General features: G+C 54.9%; 15 protein-coding genes. 12 read left to right on the top strand and 3 right to left on the bottom strand.

Features of this window, described 5'->3' with window-relative positions:
- Positions 1 to 50: 50 nt before the first annotated feature.
- Positions 51 to 1,403: a molecular chaperone gene (gene yegD / locus EQV24_RS05955; protein ID WP_130626318.1), complete on the bottom strand. Its 1,353-nt coding sequence runs from the start codon at positions 1,401 to 1,403 to the stop codon at positions 51 to 53.
- 130 nt (positions 1,404 to 1,533) lie between these two features.
- Between yegD and alkA the strand changes: the two genes are divergently transcribed.
- Entirely contained in the window at positions 1,534 to 2,406 is an 873-nt protein-coding gene (gene alkA, locus EQV24_RS05950) for a DNA-3-methyladenine glycosylase 2 (RefSeq protein ID WP_047351627.1), read from the top strand.
- Here the strand turns inward: alkA and EQV24_RS05945 are convergent.
- Positions 2,371 to 5,700 (bottom strand): diguanylate cyclase, encoded by a 3,330-nt coding sequence (locus tag EQV24_RS05945; RefSeq protein ID WP_047351635.1) that lies wholly within the window; start codon positions 5,698 to 5,700, stop codon positions 2,371 to 2,373. The two genes, alkA and EQV24_RS05945, sit on opposite strands and share 36 nt — an antisense overlap.
- A gap of 344 nt (positions 5,701 to 6,044) precedes the next feature.
- Here EQV24_RS05945 and udk point away from each other — a divergent pair, with 344 nt between their 5' ends.
- The 3 genes from udk (at position 6,045) to asmA (ending at position 9,229) form a co-directional block, all read left to right on the top strand.
- A complete protein-coding gene (gene udk, locus EQV24_RS05940; protein ID WP_008500855.1) occupies positions 6,045 to 6,686 on the top strand; it encodes a uridine kinase in 642 nt (213 codons plus the stop codon).
- 88 nt (positions 6,687 to 6,774) lie between these two features.
- Positions 6,775 to 7,356, top strand: coding sequence for a dCTP deaminase (dcd, locus tag EQV24_RS05935; protein WP_013097886.1), 582 nt, complete (start codon positions 6,775 to 6,777; stop codon positions 7,354 to 7,356).
- 22 nt (positions 7,357 to 7,378) lie between these two features.
- On the top strand, positions 7,379 to 9,229 hold the full coding sequence (gene asmA / locus EQV24_RS05930) for an outer membrane assembly protein AsmA (protein ID WP_029881803.1): 1,851 nt from the start codon (positions 7,379 to 7,381) through the stop codon (positions 9,227 to 9,229).
- Between the two features lie 88 nt (positions 9,230 to 9,317).
- Here asmA and EQV24_RS05925 read toward each other — a convergent pair whose 3' ends face one another.
- The gene (locus tag EQV24_RS05925) at positions 9,318 to 10,901 is read right to left on the bottom strand and encodes a TerC family protein (RefSeq protein WP_029881804.1); all 1,584 of its coding nucleotides are present in this window, start codon (positions 10,899 to 10,901) and stop codon (positions 9,318 to 9,320) included.
- Positions 10,902 to 11,592: 691 nt separating this feature from the next.
- Here EQV24_RS05925 and EQV24_RS05920 point away from each other — a divergent pair.
- The 8 genes from EQV24_RS05920 (at position 11,593) to wcaE (ending at position 19,961) form a co-directional block, all read left to right on the top strand.
- The gene (locus tag EQV24_RS05920; protein WP_100168289.1) at positions 11,593 to 12,732 is read left to right on the top strand and encodes a polysaccharide export protein; all 1,140 of its coding nucleotides are present in this window, start codon (positions 11,593 to 11,595) and stop codon (positions 12,730 to 12,732) included.
- 6 nt (positions 12,733 to 12,738) lie between these two features.
- Complete coding sequence (gene wzb, locus EQV24_RS05915; RefSeq protein ID WP_013097882.1) at positions 12,739 to 13,182, top strand: low molecular weight protein-tyrosine-phosphatase Wzb; 444 nt, start codon at positions 12,739 to 12,741, stop codon at positions 13,180 to 13,182.
- A 2-nt stretch (positions 13,183 to 13,184) separates the two neighbouring features.
- A complete protein-coding gene (gene wzc, locus EQV24_RS05910; protein ID WP_047023873.1) occupies positions 13,185 to 15,347 on the top strand; it encodes a tyrosine-protein kinase Wzc in 2,163 nt (720 codons plus the stop codon).
- A 108-nt stretch (positions 15,348 to 15,455) separates the two neighbouring features.
- Positions 15,456 to 16,298 carry a colanic acid biosynthesis glycosyltransferase WcaA gene (wcaA, locus tag EQV24_RS05905; RefSeq protein ID WP_013097880.1) on the top strand — a complete coding sequence of 281 codons (843 nt, stop codon included), beginning with the start codon at positions 15,456 to 15,458 and terminating at the stop codon, positions 16,296 to 16,298.
- Positions 16,298 to 16,789, top strand: a complete 492-nt coding sequence (gene wcaB, locus EQV24_RS05900) for a colanic acid biosynthesis acetyltransferase WcaB (RefSeq protein ID WP_013097879.1) — start codon at positions 16,298 to 16,300, stop codon at positions 16,787 to 16,789. The genes wcaA and wcaB overlap by 1 nt, the downstream gene beginning before the upstream one ends.
- A complete protein-coding gene (wcaC, locus tag EQV24_RS05895; RefSeq protein WP_013097878.1) occupies positions 16,786 to 18,003 on the top strand; it encodes a colanic acid biosynthesis glycosyltransferase WcaC in 1,218 nt (405 codons plus the stop codon). Before wcaB ends, wcaC begins: the two co-directional genes overlap by 4 nt.
- Positions 17,978 to 19,198: a colanic acid polymerase WcaD gene (gene wcaD, locus EQV24_RS05890; protein ID WP_013097877.1), complete on the top strand. Its 1,221-nt coding sequence runs from the start codon at positions 17,978 to 17,980 to the stop codon at positions 19,196 to 19,198. The genes wcaC and wcaD overlap by 26 nt, the downstream gene beginning before the upstream one ends.
- A gap of 16 nt (positions 19,199 to 19,214) precedes the next feature.
- Complete coding sequence (wcaE, locus tag EQV24_RS05885) at positions 19,215 to 19,961, top strand: colanic acid biosynthesis glycosyltransferase WcaE (protein ID WP_013097876.1); 747 nt, start codon at positions 19,215 to 19,217, stop codon at positions 19,959 to 19,961.
- The last annotated feature ends 4 nt before the right edge of the window (positions 19,962 to 19,965 follow it).

The following is a 19,965-nucleotide window of genomic DNA, read 5'->3' as shown; positions in this document are numbered from 1 at the left end:
TACCGATACTGAGGCCCCACGAGATGATCGAGGGGCCTCAGTTTGTGTATTTAACTAAACATCACCTGCGCCCAGCGCGCCAGCCCCGCCGTGACGGAGCCAAAGTCATCGCCGCCGGCAACTGGAATGCCCGGCAGCTGTTCTGCCAGCGCTTTCTTGATCAGCGGCGAACGGGCGCTACCGCCGGTCAGGTAAATCACGTCCGGCTTCTCTTTGCCGTTCTCCAGCGCCAGTTGCACCTGTTCCAGAATGCGCTGCAGCGGCTGGGCGAGCGCGGTTTCCAGTCCTTCCTGAGAAATGGCGGTTGCCAGATCTTCACTGATAAACGGCAAGGAAACCGCGTGCTCCGGACGATCGGAGAGGGCGATTTTGCTCTCTTCGGCAGTACGCACCACGCGATAACTCAGACGCTGACGCCAGACTTTGTAGAGCAGGGCGACCTTGTCGGCCTCCCGGGCATCGCGCACCATATCGTTCAGGAAGCGGCCATTCGCGCTGCTGTAAAAATCGCTCTGCGCGGGGACGTCGTTGATGGCGATAGCGTTCCACCAGGGCAGGATCGGCAGGGCGATCCCTTTTTCCGTTTGCCCACCCATGCCCAGCAGTGGCATCAGGCTCTTAAAGGCGAGCGCGATATCCAGATCGTTACCGCCCACGCGGCAGCCGCTGTGCCCCAGCAGGCTGTTTTCGCGGTCACGACGGTTATGCCACTGCGGCCCCATCAGCAGCAGTGAGCAGTCGGTGGTGCCCCCGCCGATGTCGACGACCAGCACGCGCTTCTCTTCTGTCAGCGTGGCTTCAAAATCCAGCCCCGCCGCCACCGGCTCATACTGGAATACCACGTCGCGAAAGCCCGCGCGGTGCGCGGCACGCTCAAGGATCCCCTGCGCCTGCTGGTTAGCCTCGTCGCCACCCAGCCCCTGGAAGTTGATCGGACGGCCAATGACCGCCTGATCGATCGCCTCCGGTACCTGGGTTTGCGCCTGATTGCGAATGTGCAGCATCATGGCGCAGACCAGATCTTCAAACATCGCCACCTGCTGCGGCTTCAGCCCGCTGGCGCCGAGAAACGATTTTGGCGATTTAACGAAGTAGACCTCTTCCGGGTCGTCAATGTAGTGTCCGAGCGACGAGAGGCCGAACTGGACGCTCGACGGTGTGACGTCGATATCTTCTTCGCGGTTAAAACTGACGGCCCGGCGCAGCAACGCTTGTGATTCCGCCGCCGTGGCCGGAACCTGATGGTGGCGGAACAGCCATTCGCTGACCGCTTCGCGGGTTGGTGCGCAGAGCATTGACGGCAGCAGCGTACTCTGGTTTTCCATTTTCAGGAGCAATGGTTGTCCGTTTTGCATAATCGCAACCGAACAGTTCGCCGTACCGTAGTCGAATCCAATAAACACGATTAATCCCCATGCCAGTGAGAAGGGGCGAGACTTTAGCGGAATGCCCGACCGGCGACAACAGGAATATGAAAGCAAGGCGAAACAAGGCCTTTCGGTTTATGCTGAGGTGAACAAAAAAGGAGTGACAATGTATACCCTGACCTGGCAACCCCCTTATGACTGGCAATGGATGTTTGGCTTTCTTGGCGCGCGTGCGGTGGAGGGGATCGAGACGGTTACCGAACGCTACTACGAGCGCAGTTTCACCTGCCAGCGGCACCAGGGGATCTTTCGCGTCACCCCGGATCTGAACACCCATACGCTCAACGTCACGCTTAGCCCGGGGTTAATCCCGGTTGCGCAGACCTGTCTTGAACGCATCGCAGGTCTGTTCGATCTTGCCTGCGATCCGCAGCAAATTCAGCAGGCGCTGGGCGACCTTGGCGCTGCGCGACCAGGGTTGCGCTTACCGGGGGCGATGGATGCCTACGAGCAGGGCGTGCGGGCGATCCTGGGGCAACTGGTCAGCGTGGCGATGGCGGCGAAGCTGGCCTCACGGGTGGTAGCCCTGTGCGGCGAACCTGTAAAAGATGCGCCGGGCTATCTGTGCTTTCCCACACCTGAGGTGCTGGCTGCGGTGGATCCGCTGGCGCTGAAGGCCCTCGGCATGCCGGTCAAACGGGCGGAGTCGTTGATTCATCTGGCCCGCTCCGTGGTCGACGGCACGTTTCCGCTGTTCCCGCCTGCGGATATTGAGGCCGGGATGAAAGCCTTACAGCAGCGGCCGGGGATAGGGCGCTGGACAGCAAATTACCTTGCCCTGCGCGGCTGGCAGGCGAAAGATGTGTTCCTGCCGGATGACTACCTGATTAAGCAACGCTTTGCTGGCATGACGCCTGCGCAAATTTGCCGCTACGCCCAGCGCTGGCAGCCGTGGCGCTCTTACGCCCTTTTGCACATCTGGTATACCGACGGCTGGACGCCATCAGTTGATGGCGAAATAGCTGGTGTTCAGCAGTAGATCCAGCGGCTGCGGCTCACCGATGGTGTCACCGAAAATAAAATCAACGCCGATGCCGGAGAGCGTATCCATCATGATGGGTTGGTTACACGGACCGGCGATGGTACGCATCCCCAGACGCTGGGCATGGCCCTGAATAATGGTAACCATCATCTCATCCATCAGGTTGCCGTGCACATTGGTCACCACTTCGGCGTCCAGCATCAGATAATCAGCCACGTTGGCACCAAGGTGGCTAAAAAGCTCCATGTTGCGTCCCGCCTGGCTGAGCACCACGCGGCAGCCAACGTGGCGGAGCTTTTGTAGCCCCGTCTGGACATTTGGATCCGGGTTTGCCACAACGTCGATCGCGATGACCAGATGCAGCAGACGGCCCGGTAAAGGCCCTTTATCCAGCAGGTCGAGTAATTCGTCGATCAGCGTGGTGCTGGCTAAACCCGCGGCGGACAGGGGAAGGGCGACCCCGAGGCCTTTTTTGGCAACCGGAGCGGCATACGCGCGGAAGAATTCGCTAAATATACGGCGGTCCAGCGCATGTAAAAGCTCAGGCTCCGCCAGGCCGGAACGGAAGGCGTGCTCTTCCTGCACTTCTCCCTGGCTGGTCCACAGGCGCAGCGAAATCAGCCAGAAGTTGCAGCTTTCCGGGATGCGCGGGGAGGCCACGCTGCGGGCGATCATCATCAGATGGTTGTCTTTGATCATATGCCACTGTTCATCAAGCGACATCATGCTGCGCGCGCTGTGTGCCCGCTCCTGCTGCGGCTCGTACACTGTCACCACGCCGCGACCGTTGTTTTTCGAGGCGTAGCAGGCAATGTCGGCCTGGGACATGACTTCCGAGGCCTGATGATTATTTTCATCAATCAGCGTGATCCCCGCGCTGGCGCCGATCCGGTGCAGGCGGCCCTCCCACATAAAGTGATAGTCGTTGATGGTATGGACCAGCCGACCCGCAATATAGCGGGCACTTTCAATATTGCAGTCCGGCAGCAGCAGCCCGAATTCATCCCCGCCCAGACGCGCCAGCACGTCGCTGGAGCGCAGCATGGTCAGCATCAAGGACGCAAGCTCCCGCAACAGGGCGTCGCCCGCCGCGTGGCCTGCGGTATCGTTGACGGCTTTGAAGCGATCGAGATCGATAAACACCAGCGCATGTCGCTGGCGCGTCTCCTGCACGGTTTGCAGCAGCCGCTTGAGGTGATTTTCGAAACTGACCCGGTTTGCCAGATGGGTGAGGGCATCGTGAGAAGCGCTATAACTGAGCTGACGCAGCATTTTGCGCGATTCGGTGACGTCCTGAATAACCAGCACCGAGCCGATATTCTGCCCGTCCAGCGTGCTGAGCGGGGTGATGCTGTAATGGATATCAAAAACGCCGCCGGTACGGCAGTTCAGCACCACATCCTGCTCGATATCTGAACGGGACATATCGCCGCTGTGAATATTCTCCATCAGCGGCCCTTTTTCGCCGAAGGTGATATGCAGAACCTTCAGCACCGGCTGGCCGATGGCCTCGGTTTGCAGCCAGCCGCTCATTTTCTCGGCGACCGGGTTCATAAAGGTGACATTCATGTCGACATCGGTACACAGCACTGCTTCGCCGATGGAGTCGAGGGTAATGTGCAAACGCTCTTTTTCCTGGAACAGGGCCTCATTGAGCTGCTTCACTTCGGTCATGTCCATATTGATACCGAGCAAGCGTTCGACTTCCCCCTGTTTGTTCAGGACCCGGTTCGCCAGGGAGCGAATATGGCGTACCCCCTCTTTCACGCGAATACGGAATTCAAGCTTAAACGGCAGCCGTGAAATGAGTGATTCCCGAAGCACTTTTTCCGCATGGGCGCGATCTTCAGGCAGCATCGTATCGTGCCAGAGCTGCCATGTAGGTTTGATGTGCGGCGGGATTTCATACAGCTCAAACATCCGCTTATCCCAGCTGATGATGTCCGGCTCCAGATCCCACTCCCAGATGCCAATGCCGCCCGCTTCATTGGCAAGGGTAATGCGCTCCATCAGCCGTTTATTGACCCATTCGGTCTGCTTAAGATCGTTAATATCTTCAATCTGGGCAATGAAATAGAGCGGTGAACCGTCGGCATGACGTACAACCGAGACCGCAAGCAGCGCCCAGACCACCTCGCCGCTGCGGGTGTAGTAGCGCTTCTCAAGGGTGTAGGTGTTGATATCCCCGTTGACCAGTTGTTCAAGCTGTTCGAGATCGGTGTGCAGATCTTCCGGCCAGGTTAGCTGCTGGAAGGTGAGCGACTGCAGCTCCGTCTGGCTGTAGCCGAGAAAGTTACACAGCGCTTTATTGGCCTGCAGCCATTGGCCGTCAATGCTGACCAGCGCCATGCCAATGGCGGAATACTCCATCGCATTACGAAAACGCTCTTCACTTTCAGTGATGTGTTTTCGCTCTGCGCGAAAGGCATACATCACCATGGTCATGACGTTGGCTGGCAGAAGCAGCATCAGGAACGGCAGCCAGGGGGCGTTCAGCATCGCGCCAGTGTGCTGCGTGGTCAGTGCCTCCGGGTTATGGGCAATCATCAGCGAAACCACCATCACGGTGACCAGAAACACCATAAAGGCTTCCATGCGCGGCAGGCGTACAGCGCTCCACATCAGCAGAACAATGACGCAGGTAAAAGGCCACGGCAGCCAGACGATGGCCGCCCAGCTGAGGACCAGCGTCACGGCCATGGTTACCAGCGTTTCCAGCAGCAGCTTCGGGTCTCGATGGCGCAGGAGATAGTGCGGCTTAAACAGTAACCCTAATGGCACCAGGGCCAGTGCGCCAACCGCTTCAGACAAGACCCACACGAGGAAATTACGCAGCGGCTCCGGGCTGGGTATCAGTAAATGCACCAGCACACCGCCCACCAGCGGGGGGATCAGCGCGCTGCCGATGGCCAGGCGGATCCAGTCATTCAGATTCTGCAGCGGGTTGTACCAGGGGAGCAGTTTGCGCAGTAATAACGCACCAACTACCGCTTCCACCACGTTAATGGCGGTATAGGTCGGATTAATCGACGACCAGGAAAAGAGCATCCACGAGGCCAGAATATTGCCAAACGAACAGGCCAGAGCAATACCGGGCCACATTTTTCCGGCGTGGCGATAAAACGCCACCATCATAATGGCGGTGGGAAACCAGAGCGGAGCCAGCAGCGCGCCGAAGCGGGTCAACTCCAGCGAAAAAAGGGTAAAGATAAAGGTGACCAGGCCCAGACAGACAAGTCGCATAAGAGGATGTGGGGTGGTAACCAAAACCCGCTGGTGTTGTTTATTCATTACCGCTTTATCCAGAGACGCCATGCCGTCGGGAGTGAAGGTCCGGACGAGTGAATGTGCTAATTTGGTTTATGCTAGTACAAACAATTTACAATTCATATGGCGACTGCTCATAATTTGACATCATAGATTTATTAAATAGTTAGTGTTTAAAAAAATCCTGTTAAACGCTGAAAAAACGCGCGTAAAAATTTCACTCAGGGAACATGACGTCACTTTTCAGCCTGTCTCGCATAACCTGCGCTTTCGACTGGTATCACGCCCGTGAAATCCCTATAATTGCCGCGTTTGACGCTCCGGCGTCGTCCTTCCTTAACATCCAGGTTAATCAGGTCGCTAAATTTATGACTGATAAGTCTCATCAGTGCGTCATTATAGGCATTGCCGGCGCATCGGCTTCAGGTAAAAGTCTTATTGCCAGTACGCTATACCGCGAACTGCGTGAACAAGTTGGTGATGAGCACATCGGCGTCATTCCCGAAGACAGCTATTACAAAGACCAATCCCATCTGTCGATGGAAGAGCGCGTAAAAACGAACTATGACCATCCTAATGCCATGGATCACAGCTTGCTGTTCCAGCATTTAGAAGCGCTCAAGAGCGGCCAGGCGATTGAACTGCCTGTTTATAGTTACGTGGAACATACCCGCACGCAGGAAACGATTCGCATTGAGCCAAAGAAGGTGATTATCCTTGAAGGCATCCTGCTTCTGACCGACGCGCGTCTGCGCGAGTCAATGAACTTCTCCATCTTTGTTGATACCCCGCTGGACATCTGCCTGATGCGCCGCATCAAGCGTGACGTGAACGAACGTGGCCGTTCAATGGACTCCGTCATGGCGCAGTACCAGAAAACCGTTCGCCCAATGTTCCTGCAATTTATTGAACCATCCAAACAATACGCCGATATTATCGTGCCGCGCGGAGGCAAAAACCGCATTGCCATTGATATCTTAAAAGCGAAAATCAGCCAGTTTTTTGAATAAGCCGCGCGAATTGTGTACCGTTCAGAGATAACCTGCTTTGCCCTGAGTCGTTATCCTCAGGGCACGATGCACGAAAGGAGAGAGTGCCATGCGTCTTTGTGATCGCGATATAGAAGCCTGGCTGGATGAAGGCCGCCTGTCTATTACCCCACGTCCACCCGTGGAGCGTATCAATGGTGTCACCGTTGATGTGCGACTGGGGAATAAATTCCGCACCTTCAGCGGCCATACCGCACCGTTCATCGACCTTAGCGGGCCGAAGGATGAAGTCAGCGCCGCGCTTGATCGCGTGATGAGTGACGAAATCGTTATCGACGAAGGCGAGGCCTTTTATCTGCATCCGGGCGAGCTGGCGCTGGCGGTGACCTTTGAATCGGTGACGCTGCCCGCGGATCTGGTGGGCTGGCTCGATGGCCGTTCCTCTCTGGCGCGTCTGGGGTTGATGGTACACGTGACCGCGCACCGTATCGATCCAGGCTGGTCGGGCCGAATCGTGCTGGAGTTTTTCAACGCCGGTAAACTGCCGCTGGCGCTGCGCCCGGGCATGATGATTGGTGCGCTGAGCTTTGAACCGCTGACGGGTCCGGCCGATCGTCCTTACAACCGCCGTCAGGACGCAAAATACCGCGACCAGCAGGGTGCGGTTGCCAGCCGTATTGATAAAGACTGATCGTTAGTCCATTGAGGATGCCATGAGAAGAGTTCTGACAACGCTGATGATTTTGCTGGTGGTGCTGGTTGCTGGCCTTTCAGCGTTGGTTCTGCTGGTTAACCCGAATGATTTCCGCGCCTATATGGTGCGGCAGGTCGAAGCCCGCAGTGGTTATCAACTGAAGCTGGATGGGCCGCTGCGCTGGCACGTCTGGCCCCAGCTCAGCATTCTCTCTGGCCGCATGTCGTTAACCGCGCCGGGGGCTGCGCAGCCCCTGGTGTCTGCCGATAACATGCGCCTTGATGTGGCGTTAGTTCCGCTCTTTTCGCACCAGTTGCAGGTCAACCAGGTGATGTTAAAAGGCGCGGTGATTCAGCTGACGCAACAAACTGAAGCCGTGCGTAACGCGGATGCGCCGGTTGCGCCGCGGGAAAATACCTTACCTGATGAACCGTCGGATACGGGTTGGTCATTCGATATTGGCAAACTGAAGGTGGCCGATAGCGTGCTGGTTTTCCAGCATGAAGACGATGAGCAGGTCACCGTACGGAATATCAACCTCAAGATGGAGCAGGATGAGCACCATCTTGCTTCGCTGGAGTTTAGCGGACGGGTCAACCGCGATCAGCGCGATCTCACTTTGTCTCTGAATGCCAGCGTCAATGCGTCGGATTATCCGCACCAGCTTACCGCCGACATTCAGCAGCTGAACTGGCAACTGACAGGAGCCGATCTCCCTGCCCAGGGGATTGCCGGTCAGGGAACGATGCAGGCCGTCTGGCGTGAAGAGTTAAAACAGCTGGAGATGAATAATCTCAACCTGCAGGCGAACGACAGCAGCCTGAAAGGGCAGGCGAGCGTCATTCTGGAGGCGAAGCCGAAATGGGTGCTCAATCTGCAGTTTGACAAGCTCAACCTGGAAAACCTGCTTCCTCCGCCTCCGGCGAGCGCTACGGACAACGATCCCGCGCAGCTCGGGCAAAACCAGGGGAAACAGACGCGTCCGGTTATCTCGTCTAATCTCGATCAGCCGGACTATAACGGTCTGCGGGGCTTCACGGCGGACATTCTGCTGAAGGCCAACAGCCTGCGCTGGCGCGGTATCGATTTCACCGACGTGAGCAGCCAGATGTTCAACCAGAACGGTTTGCTGGTGATCTCCGAACTGAGCGGCAAAATGGGCGCCGGGCACCTTTCCCTGCCGGGCACGCTGGATGTGCGTAAAGAGGCCTCGACTGCGGAATTTCAGCCGCGTCTCGACAACGTTGAGATTGGCACCATCCTGAAAGCCTTTGACTACCCCATCTCCATGACGGGTCAACTGACGCTGGCGGGGGATTTCTCGGGCACGAAGATCGATGCTGATGCTTTCCGCCGCGACTGGCAGGGGCAGGCTCACCTTGAACTGAAAGATGCCCGCATGGAAGGGCTCAACTTCCAGCAGCTGGTACAGCAGGCGGTGGAGCGTAGCAGCGAAGTTAAAGCGCAGGAAAATTACGACAGCGCCACGCGTCTCGACAGCTTTAGCAGTGACCTGACGCTCGACAATGGGCAGCTCTCCCTGAACGGCATGCAGGGGACCTCCTCACTGTTGTCATTAACCGGCGAGGGCAAGCTCGATCTGGTAAAAGAGACGGCAGATACCCACTTCAACGTTCAGGTGCTGTCCGGCTGGCAGGGTGAAGGTAAGCTGATCGACTTCCTGAAAGAGACGCCGGTACCGCTGAGCGTATATGGCCAATGGCAGTCGCTGAACTACAGCCTGCAGGTGGATCAGATCCTGCGCAAGCATCTGCAGGATGAAGCCAAACGTCGGTTGAACGACTGGGCGGATCGCAATAAAGATACCCAAAACGGGAAGGACGTGAAGAAGCTGCTCGATAAGCTGTGATGCCTGTTGTGCCGGGTGGCGCTTCGCTTACCCGGCCTACAAAAGCCGGGCACAGTAGGCCGGGTAAGCGAAGCGCCACCCGGCTTTTTTACACCTCAAAATCCATCTCGTCTTCGTCGCGCAGCGGTATCAGCTGCACCTTCTGCACGCGATGGTTTTCAATCTGCAGCGTCTTGAGCATATAGTCGCCTACCTGAACTTCTTCACCCGGCTGGGGAATGCGCTGCAGATACTCCATCAGCAGACCTGCAATGGTGTGATACTCGCGCTTTTCATCCAGCGGCAGGGGAACATACTGGACCAGGTCTTCAAGCGGCATATGGCCGTTGGCCGTCCATGAACCGTCCGCGTTTTTCTGAATGTCGTGGCGCGCATCGATTTCATCCACTTCGTTTGGCAAATTACCGGCGATGGTTTCCATCACGTCGCTGAGCGTGACCAGCCCCTCAACCGAACCAAACTCATCCACCACAAAGGCAAAGTGCGTACGCGCGTTACGGAATTGCTCAAGGGCAGAGAGCAACTGCAACCCCTCCGGGAACACCAGCGGCTGGCGCACCAGGGCGCGCAAATTGAGTGCCTCACCGTGCAACTGCTGTTGCAGCAGGTCAATGACGTGCACCACGCCCAGCAGCTCCTCTTCCTCGTCACCCCCCGTCACGACCACCCGGGTATGCTGGTTTCTGTCCAGCAGGGCGCGGATCTGCTCTTCCGGGGCGGTGAGGTCGATATGTTCGATGTCATGGCGCGACGTCATGATGCTGCTGACCGTGCGCTGGTTAAGATTGAGCACCCGCTCAATCATCAGTCGTTCCTGCGGGTTGAAGATCTGCCCGTCACTGTGATCGGCCAGCATCGCGGAGGATTCGGCATCCAGCTCCGCATCTTCTTTCTTCCCGCTGAGCAGGCGCATCACCGTGTCGGCGGTGCGTTGACGTAATGTCTGATTTGCCGAGAGGAAACGGCGGCGGTTGAAAATCGCCAGCTGGTTAAGCGCCTCAATCATGACGGAGAAACCAATGGCGGCGTAGAGATAGCCTTTCGGAATGTGGAACCCAAAGCCGTCTGCCACCAGGCTAAAGCCAATCATTAACAGGAAACTCAGGCAGAGAATCACAATGGTCGGGTGGCTGTTAACAAACCGGGTCAGCGCTTTACTCGCCATCACCATCAGCGTAATGGCAATGATCACCGCAGCCATCATCACCGCCAGATGGTCGACCATCCCGACGGCGGTAATGACGGAGTCCAGGGAGAAGACCGCATCGAGCACCACAATTTGCGCCACCACCGGCCAGAATTTAGCCCCACGCCGCTGGGTGGGGTTTTCGCTGTCTTTGCCTTCGAGCCGCTCGTTCAGTTCTACCGTGGCTTTAAACAGCAGGAACAACCCGCCGAAGAGCATGATCAAATCACGCGCGCTAAAGCTCAGGCCGTGAACGGAGAAAAGGGGCTTTGTCAGGGTCACCAGCCAGGAGATTGAGGCCAGCAGCAGCAGTCGCATCACCATCGCCAGCAGCAGGCCCGTTACGCGCGCACGGTCGCGCTGCGCCGGGGGGAGTTTTTCGGCGAGGATGGCGATAAAGACCAGGTTATCAATACCGAGCACTAATTCGATGACGACCAGCGTAACCAGCCCGGCCCAGATTGATGGATCGGCAATCCATTCCATAGTAATCGCAATACCTTCTGTTATATGAGCAATGTCACACTTCGATCATGGATAAAGCCAGTGGAAATTGCAATGCCGGGCTGAGATTTCTCTTAATACGATCCGGCAAAAAGGAAGAACAATGCGGAATCTGTAAATAAGCTAAATACGTAGATTTAATTACGGCGAACGCATTTTAGGATATATCGCAATAAATGGTTTTTATTTTAATTTTGTCAATATAAAGAAAATCCTAAAACGTCAAAACTTTGCTCTTAATATTAATCTTAAAAACCGTTATTAGGACAGTTGTCTCCTTGCCTGCTATTAGGTTAGCTGCAACAATTCTCCCAGCATCAAATGTTAAATCTCCTTGTTGCTATTATTGTTCCGGTCTTCAGTGATGGTTATTCATTATCTGCCGTGTATCGCAAGCGGTTGATATATTTCCAGAAGGCCTTATCAAAGAGGGTGTCTATCCATAACGCATTGTTTAGTCAGTGGATTGGTAACTGAAAGCCAAGGGCGGTAGCGTGCCTGAAAGCGTGTGAATCAGCCTCGATTATTCTGTCAATAGCCAATGGATGAATAAGCTTTTTTTAGGACTGATGCCAGTTATATTTCTATTTGAACAACTGCATGCTGAAAGCCAAATCGACCCGGCTTATTTAATTGCACAGGATAATTACTCTGCCAAAGTGATAAATAATCAATGATGAAATCCAAAATGAAATTGATGCCATTATTGGTGTCTGTGATCTTGATGAGTGGTTGTACAGTCTTTCCCGGCAGCAATATGTCAACAATGGGTAAGGATGTGATCAAACAACAGGATGCTGATTTTGATCTCGACAAAATGGTGAATGTTTATCCACTGACACCACGTCTGGTCGAACAATTACGTCCACGTCCAAATGTTGCGCAGCCGAATATGTCTCTGGACCAGGAAATTGCCTCCTACCAGTACCGCGTAGGTCCGGGTGACGTGATTAACGTTACCGTGTGGGACCATCCGGAATTGACCACGCCAGCGGGCCAATACCGCAGCTCAAGCGACACCGGTAACTGGGTGCAGTCTGATGGCACCATGTTCTATCCCTATATCGGCAAAGTACACGTTGCCGGGAAAACCCTTGCCGAAATCCGTAGTGATATTACCGGCCGCTTAGCGCAGTACATCGCCGATCCGCAGGTGGACGTTAATATCGCCGCATTCCGTTCGCAAAAAGCCTATATCTCCGGACAGGTGAACAAATCTGGCCAGCAGGCCATCACCAACGTGCCGCTGACCGTGCTGGACGCCATTAACGCCGCGGGCGGCTTAACCGACGGTGCCGACTGGCGCAACGTCGTTCTGACCCACAACGGTAAAGAACAACGCATTTCTCTGCAGGCGCTGATGCAAAACGGCGACTTGACGCAGAACCGTCTGCTCTATCCGGGCGACATTCTGTATGTACCGCGTAATGACGATCTGAAAGTCTTCGTGATGGGTGAAGTGAAGAAACAGAGCACCCTCAAAATGGACTTCAGCGGCATGACCCTGACCGAAGCCCTGGGTAATGCAGAGGGTATCGATCTCACCACCTCTAATGCCACCGGTATCTTCGTGATCCGTCCGCTGAAAGGCGAGGGCAGTGCGAAAGGCAAGATTGCCAATATTTACCAGCTGGATATGTCCGATGCGACTTCTCTGGTAATGGCAACGGAGTTCCGCCTCCAGCCTTATGACGTGGTGTATGTCACCACCGCACCGGTTGCCCGCTGGAACCGTCTGATCAACCAGTTGCTGCCAACCATCAGTGGCGTTCGCTACATGACGGATACGGCGCGCGACATTCATACCTGGTAATCCGCGATGTTTAATAAAATTCTGGTGGTATGCGTGGGGAACATTTGCCGTTCCCCAACGGCTGAGCGGTTGCTGAAACACTACCAGCCCGAGCTCACCGTCGAATCTGCAGGGCTGGGCGCGCTGGTCGGTAAAGGTGCCGATGAAAGCGCCGCGAGCGTGGCCCGCGATCACAACCTTTCTCTTGACGGGCACTGCGCCCGCCAGGTCACCGGCCGCATGTGCCGGGAGTATGACCTGATCCTGACGATGGAAAAACGCCATATTCACTCGCTATGCGAAATCGCACCGGAGATGCGCGGCAAAGTGATGCTGTTTGGTCACTGGGAAAACGAACGCGAAATCCCCGATCCCTATCGCAAAAGCCGTGAGGCCTTTGAGGCGGTGTATACCTTACTTGACCAGTCTGCCCGTCAGTGGGCGCAGGCACTGAAAGCTCAGCAGGGATAACAATGACAGAAAAAACAAAACCTTCTGCCGCCCCGATTTCGGGCAGTGATGAAATCGATATTGGTCGCCTGGTCGGCACCGTCATAGAGGCGAAGTGGTGGGTACTTGGGATCACCGCCGTGTTTGCCGCCGCGGCGATCGTCTATACGCTGTTTGCGACACCCATCTACAGCGCCGATGCGTTGGTGCAGATTGAGCAGAACACCGGCAACTCGCTGGTGCAGGATATTGGCTCTGCCCTGGCGAACAAACCGCCTGCCTCCGAGGCCGAAATTCAGCTGATCCAGTCGCGTCTGGTGCTGGGCAAAACGGTTCACGATCTGGGGCTTGATATCTCCGTCACCAAAAATACCTTCCCGATATTTGGTGCCGGCTGGGATCGCCTGACCGGGCACAGCAACGACACGGTAAAAGTTACCGACTTTGTGCTGCCGAAAGGGAGCGCGGATCAAACCTTTACCCTGACCGTGCTAGGGCCGAAGCAGTATCAGCTGACCAGCGACGCAGGCTTCAGCGCGCGCGGTGAAGTGGGGCAGATGCTGACAAAAGATGGCGTCAGCATGAAGGTGAGCGCTATTCAGGCGCAGGAAGGCAGCGAGTTTACCGTCACCAAATTCTCCACCCTGGGGATGATCAACAATCTGCAAAACAACCTGACGGTCACCGAAAATGGCAAGGACACGGGTGTCCTGAGCATGACCTTTACCGGTGAAGATAAAGATCAAATCCGCGAAATTCTCAACAGCATTACCCGCAACTACCTTGAGCAGAACGTCGAACGCAAGTCGGCTGAAGCGGCGAAAAGCCTGGCCTTCCTCGCCAAACAGCTCCCGGAAGTACGCGCACGTCTGGATGACGCAGAGAACAAACTGAACGCGTTTCGTCAGGATAAAGACTCCGTCGATCTGCCGCTGGAAGCGAAATCGGTGCTCGATTCGATGGTCAACATTGATGCGCAGCTCAACGAGTTGACCTTCAAAGAGGCGGAAATTTCTAAGCTCTACACCAAACGTCACCCGGCCTATCGCACGCTGCTGGAAAAACGTCGCACCCTCGAAGAGGAGAAAGCGAAGCTTAATGACCGCGTCACCGCGATGCCAAAAACGCAGCAGGAAATTGTGCGTCTGACCCGCGACGTGGAATCCGGCCAGCAGGTCTATATGCAGCTGCTGAACAAACAGCAGGAGCTGAAGATTACCGAAGCCAGTACCGTCGGCGACGTGCGTATTGTTGACCCGGCCATTACCCAGCCTGGCGTACTGAAGCCGAAGAAAGCGCTGATTATCCTCGGCAGCATTATCCTCGGCCTGATGCTCTCCATTGTTGGTGTGCTGCTGCGTTCGCTGTTCAACCGCGGTATCGAAAGCCCGCAGGTGCTGGAAGAGAATGGTATCAACGTTTACGCCAGTATCCCGCTCTCCGAATGGCAGAAATCGCATGACCGGGTCAAAAGCGTCAAAGGCGTCAAGCGTTACAAGCAGAGCCAGCTGCTGGCAGTGGGTAACCCGACGGACCTGGCAATTGAAGCGGTGCGCAGCCTGCGTACCAGTCTCCACTTCGCCATGATGCAGGCCAAAAACAACGTACTGATGTTAACCGGTGTCAGCCCGTCGATAGGTAAGACCTTTGTCTGTGCCAACCTGGCGGCGGTGGTCAGCCAGACCAATAAACGGGTGCTGCTGATCGACTGCGATATGCGTAAGGGCTATACCCACGAGCTGCTCGGGACCAATAACGTTAACGGCCTGTCGGAAATCCTGCTTGGCAAGGGTGAGATTAGCCAGAGCGCAAAACCGACCAGCATCCCGAAATTTGACCTCATCCCACGTGGTCAGGTGCCGCCAAACCCATCCGAACTGTTGATGAGCGACCGCTTTGCCGAGCTGGTGGAGTGGGCGAGCAAAAACTATGACCTGGTGCTGATCGATACACCACCAATTCTGGCCGTGACCGATGCGGCCGTGGTCGGTCGCCTGGCGGGAACCACGCTGATGGTGGCGCGCTATGCGGTGAACACCCTGAAGGAAGTGGAAACCAGCCTGAGCCGCTTCGAGCAGAATGGCATTGAGGTGAAAGGGGTGATCCTGAACTCCATCTTCCGCCGTGCGACCGGGTACCAGGATTACGGGTATTACGAGTACGAATATAAGTCTGACAGCAAATAACAATCCCCCTCACCCTAACCCTCTCCCGAGGGGAGAGGGAACTGCCCGGTGCAGCTATTCTCCCTCTCCCTTTGGGAGAGAGGCGGGGTGAGGGATCAGGGGAAGACTATGACCACACAACGCCCTTTAGTTTCTATTTATATGCCGACATGGAATCGTCAGCAGCTGGCGATCCGTGCAATCAAATCGGTGCTGCGCCAGGATTACGATAACTGGGAGCTGATCATTGTTGATGACTGTTCCTCTTCGTATGAGCAGCTGCAAAAGTTTGTCACTGACCTCAATGACCCGCGTGTCAGCTATACCCATAACGCGATCAACTCCGGGGCGTGTGCGGTGCGTAATCAGGCAATTATGCAGGCCAAAGGGCAGTATCTGACCGGCATCGACGACGATGACGAGTGGACACCAAACCGTCTGTCCATTTTCCTGTCGCACAAGGAACAACTGGTCACCCACGCTTTCCTGTATGCCAACGACTATGTCTGTCAGGGCGAGGTTTACTCGCAGCCTGCCAGCCTGCCGCTGTACCCGAAATCACCATACTCTCGCCGCCTGTTCTACAAGCGCAACATTATCGGCAATCAGGTGTTCACCTGGGCGTGGCGCTTTAAAGAGTGCCTGTTCGATACCGAACTGAAGGCCGCGCAGGATTACGACATCTTCCTGCGAATGGTGGTGGAGTATGGCGAGCCGTGGAAGGTGGAAGAGGCCACGCAGATCCTGCACATCAACCACGGGGAGATGCAAATCACCTCCTCACCAAAAAAATTCTCGGGTTACTTCCATTTCTACCGCAAGCACAAGGATAAGTTTGACCGTGCCAGCCGGAAGTACCAGCTCTTTACCCTCTATCAGATCCGCAATAAGCGGATGACCTGGCGTACCTTGCTGACGCTGTTTTCCGTGCGCAACGGCAAGCGACTGGCTGATGGACTGCGGGGGAAATAATGTTTCTGGAAGATTGCCGCGCTAACAGCTGGAGCCTGCGCCCGTGCTGCATGGTTCTGGCGTACCGCATCGCGCATTTCTGCTCGGTGTGGCGTAAGAAAAATGTTCTGAACAACCTCTGGGCGGCACCGGTTCTGGTGCTGTACCGGATTATCACCGAATGCATTTTTGGCTATGAAATTCAGGCTGCGGCCACCATCGGCCGCCGCTTTACCATTCACCACGGCTATGCGGTGGTCATCAATAAGTTCGTGGTCGCCGGGGATGATTTCACTATTCGTCATGCGGTCACCATCGGCAACCGGGGGCCGGAGAGCCTGGCCTGCCCGGTCATCGGCAACAACGTCGAGCTGGGGGCGAACGTGGTGATCATTGGCGACATTACCATTGGTAACAACGTCACGATTGGTGCAGGCAGCGTGGTGCTGGACAGCATTCCGGATAACGCGCTGGTAGTGGGCGAAAAAGCCCGCGTGAAGGTGATCAAATGAACATTCTGCAATTTAACGTCCGTCTCGCCGAGGGCGGGGCGGCTGGCGTGGCGCTGGATCTGCACCAGCGTGCGCTGCAAAAAGGGCTTCAGTCTCGTTTTATCTACGGCTATGGCAAAGGCGGTAAGAAAAGCGTCAGCCACGATAGCTATCCGCAGGTGCACAAGCAGACGCCACGTCTGACGTCTGTCGCCAACATTGCGCTGTTTCGTCTGTTTAACCGCGATCTGTTTGGCAACCTGAACAACCTCTATCGTACGGTCACGCGCACTTCCGGCCCGGTTGTGCTCCATTTTCACGTGCTGCACAGCTACTGGCTGAACCTGCAAGAGGTGGTGACGTTTTGCCAGAAGGTACAGGCTCACAAGCCGGATACCCGCTTCATCTGGACGCTGCACGACCACTGGAGCGTGACCGGACGCTGTGCGTTCACCGACGGCTGTGAAGGCTGGAAAAACGCCTGCCAGAAGTGCCCGACATTAACCAATTACCCGCCGGTGAAAGTGGATCGCGCTCACCAGCTGGTGGACGGAAAACGTCAGCAGTTCCGCGATATGCTGTCGCTCGGCTGCACGTTTATCTCCCCCAGCCAGCATGTGGCCGATGCTTTTAACAGTCTGTATGGGGCAGGGCGGTGTCAGATCATCAACAACGGGATCGACGTGGCGACGGAAGCGATTCTGGCCGAGTTGACCCCGGTTGCGGAAACCGCAGGCAAACCGAAAATTGCAATCGTCGCTCATGACCTGCGTTACGACGGCAAAACCAACCAGCAGCTGGTGCGCGATATGATGGCGCTGGGTGACAAAATCGAACTGCATACCTTCGGCAAATTCTCGCCGTTCGACGGCGCTAACGTGGTGAATCACGGGTTTGAAACGGATAAGCGCAAGCTGATGAGCGCCCTCAACGGGATGGATGCGCTGGTGTTCAGCTCGCGCGTCGATAACTACCCGCTGATCCTCTGCGAAGCGCTCTCGATTGGCGTGCCGGTGATCGCCACCCACAGCGATGCGGCGCGTGAAGTGCTGGAAAAATCGGGCGGGAAAACGTTCGCGGAACAGGAGGTGCTGCCGCTGGTGCAACTGCCGAAGCCGCAGATTGCGCAGGCCGTTTTTGGCACTGACCTGGAATCGTTCCGCAACCGCAGCCGCAAGGCCTACAGTGGACAACAGATGCTGGAGGAATATGTCTCGTTCTATCAGAGTCTGTAGTTATCTGCTGCTGCCGCTGATCTATCTGCTGGTCAACGTCAAAATTGCCCAGCTTGGCGAAAGCTTCCCGATAACCATTGTGACTTTCTTGCCTGCTCTGCTTCTGTTGTACGTCGATAAAATCAACCTCAAGAAGCTGATGATTGCCTTAGGGATGGGCTTTGGCCTGACGCTGTTTAACTACATCTTTGGCCAGTCGCTGGATCCCAGCAAGTACGTCACCTCTACCATGCTGTTTGTTTATATTGTCATTATTATTGGCATGGTGTGGAGTATTCGTTTTAAAACTATTTCTCCGCACAATTATCGGAAAATCCTCAGGCTCTTTTATATTGCCGTTGCGTTAATTGTTATGCTTGCTGCACTGGAAATGGCGCAAATTATTCTCACCGGTGGTAGCAGCCTGATGGAGATAATTTCGAAATATCTCATTTACAGTAACAGCTATGTACTGAACTTCATTAAGTTTGGCGGTAAGCGTACGACAGCCCTCTATTTTGAACCGGCGTTTTTCGCTCTGGCGTTAATCTCAATTTGGCTCAGCATCAAACAGTTTGGTATCAAAACCCCTAAGACCGATGCTATGATTCTTGCAGGAATCGTTCTGTCTGGTTCGTTCTCAGGGGTCATGACATTTATCCTGTTTTACCTCCTGGAGTGGGCATTCCAGTACCTGAACAAAGATGCGATTAAGAAAAAGCTGCCGCTGGCGATCATCTCCCTGACGGTATTTTTAGTAGGCGTGATATTTGCATTCCCGTATATCTCAGAGCGACTGGGAGATTTGGGAACGGAAGGCTCATCGTCCTATTATCGCATTATCGGGCCGCTGGTGATGGTGGGTTATTCCTTAACCCATATCGACGGTGTAGTAAGATTCGGCTCACTTTACGAATATGTTGCATCATTCGGAATCTTTAACGGTGCGGATGTCGGTAAAACCATAGACAATGGCCTGTATCTGTTAATTATTTATTTTTCGTGGTTCGCCGTACTGTTGACGCTCTGGTATCTGTTTAAAGTTTTCAAAATGATGATTAACGCGTTTGGGGATAACCAGAACTTTCGCGTGCAGCTTTATCTGTTTACGCCAGTGTCGCTGTTTTTTACGGGGTCAATATTTAGCCCGGAATATGCTTTCTTGATTGTCTGTCCGTTTATTCTGCGCAAGGCGCTTAATATTACGAACGTATGACGAAATGAGGTGATTTATGTTTCTTAGCGTCATTACTGTTGCCTTTCGTAATTACGAAGGGGTGGTAAAAACCTGGCGCTCGCTGCGCAACCTGGCGCGCGATCCGAGTCTCAGCTTTGAGTGGATCGTGGTCGATGGCGGCTCGAACGATGGCACGGCGGAGTTTCTGGAAAAACTCAACGGTGAGTTCAACTTACGCTTCGTAAGCGAGAAAGATAAAGGCATCTACGATGCGATGAACAAAGGCATTAACATGGCGCAAGGCCGTTATGCCATCTTCCTTAACTCGGGCGATGTGTTCCATGACGATGTGGCGCAATTTGCCCGTCAGCTGGCGCGCCAGAAAGACGACGCGATGTATATTGGCGATGCGCTGCTCGATTTTGGCGACGGGCATAAAATTTGCCGCAGCGCGAAACCCGGCTGGTATATCTATCACAGTTTACCGGCAAGCCATCAGGCCATTTTCTTCCCGGTAAAAGGTCTGAAAAAACAGCCTTACGATCTGCAGTATAAAGTGTCATCAGATTATGCCCTGGCCGCCAGTCTGTATAAATCAGGCTACCCGTTCCGTCGAATTAAAGGGCTGGTGTCTGAATTTTCAATGGGCGGTGTATCCACCTCGAATAATCTGGAATTGTGCCAGGATGCAAAAAACGTACAGCGTAAGATATTACGCGTGCCCGCATTCTGGGCGGAATTGTCTTATTTATTCCGCCTGCGCACCACGGGTAAAACGAAAACCTTATATAACAAAGCCTGAATAT

The sequence above is a fragment of the Enterobacter sp. A8 genome (assembly GCF_004296595.1).
GTDB lineage: Bacteria > Pseudomonadota > Gammaproteobacteria > Enterobacterales > Enterobacteriaceae > Enterobacter > Enterobacter cloacae.
This window is presented reverse-complemented; position numbering and strand designations above follow the sequence as displayed.

Coding starts and splice junctions, on each gene's coding strand:
- wzc (WP_047023873.1), top strand. CDS start 13,185: ATGACAGAAAAAACAAAACCTTCTGCCGCCCCGATTTCGGGCAGTGAT.
- asmA (WP_029881803.1), top strand. CDS start 7,379: ATGAGAAGAGTTCTGACAACGCTGATGATTTTGCTGGTGGTGCTGGTT.
- wcaA (WP_013097880.1), top strand. CDS start 15,456: ATGACCACACAACGCCCTTTAGTTTCTATTTATATGCCGACATGGAAT.
- wcaD (WP_013097877.1), top strand. CDS start 17,978: ATGTCTCGTTCTATCAGAGTCTGTAGTTATCTGCTGCTGCCGCTGATC.
- wzb (WP_013097882.1), top strand. CDS start 12,739: ATGTTTAATAAAATTCTGGTGGTATGCGTGGGGAACATTTGCCGTTCC.
- wcaC (WP_013097878.1), top strand. CDS start 16,786: ATGAACATTCTGCAATTTAACGTCCGTCTCGCCGAGGGCGGGGCGGCT.
- wcaE (WP_013097876.1), top strand. CDS start 19,215: ATGTTTCTTAGCGTCATTACTGTTGCCTTTCGTAATTACGAAGGGGTG.
- alkA (WP_047351627.1), top strand. CDS start 1,534: ATGTATACCCTGACCTGGCAACCCCCTTATGACTGGCAATGGATGTTT.
- EQV24_RS05925 (WP_029881804.1), bottom strand. CDS start 10,901: ATGGAATGGATTGCCGATCCATCAATCTGGGCCGGGCTGGTTACGCTG.
- EQV24_RS05920 (WP_100168289.1), top strand. CDS start 11,593: ATGATGAAATCCAAAATGAAATTGATGCCATTATTGGTGTCTGTGATC.
- dcd (WP_013097886.1), top strand. CDS start 6,775: ATGCGTCTTTGTGATCGCGATATAGAAGCCTGGCTGGATGAAGGCCGC.
- udk (WP_008500855.1), top strand. CDS start 6,045: ATGACTGATAAGTCTCATCAGTGCGTCATTATAGGCATTGCCGGCGCA.
- EQV24_RS05945 (WP_047351635.1), bottom strand. CDS start 5,700: ATGAATAAACAACACCAGCGGGTTTTGGTTACCACCCCACATCCTCTT.
- wcaB (WP_013097879.1), top strand. CDS start 16,298: ATGTTTCTGGAAGATTGCCGCGCTAACAGCTGGAGCCTGCGCCCGTGC.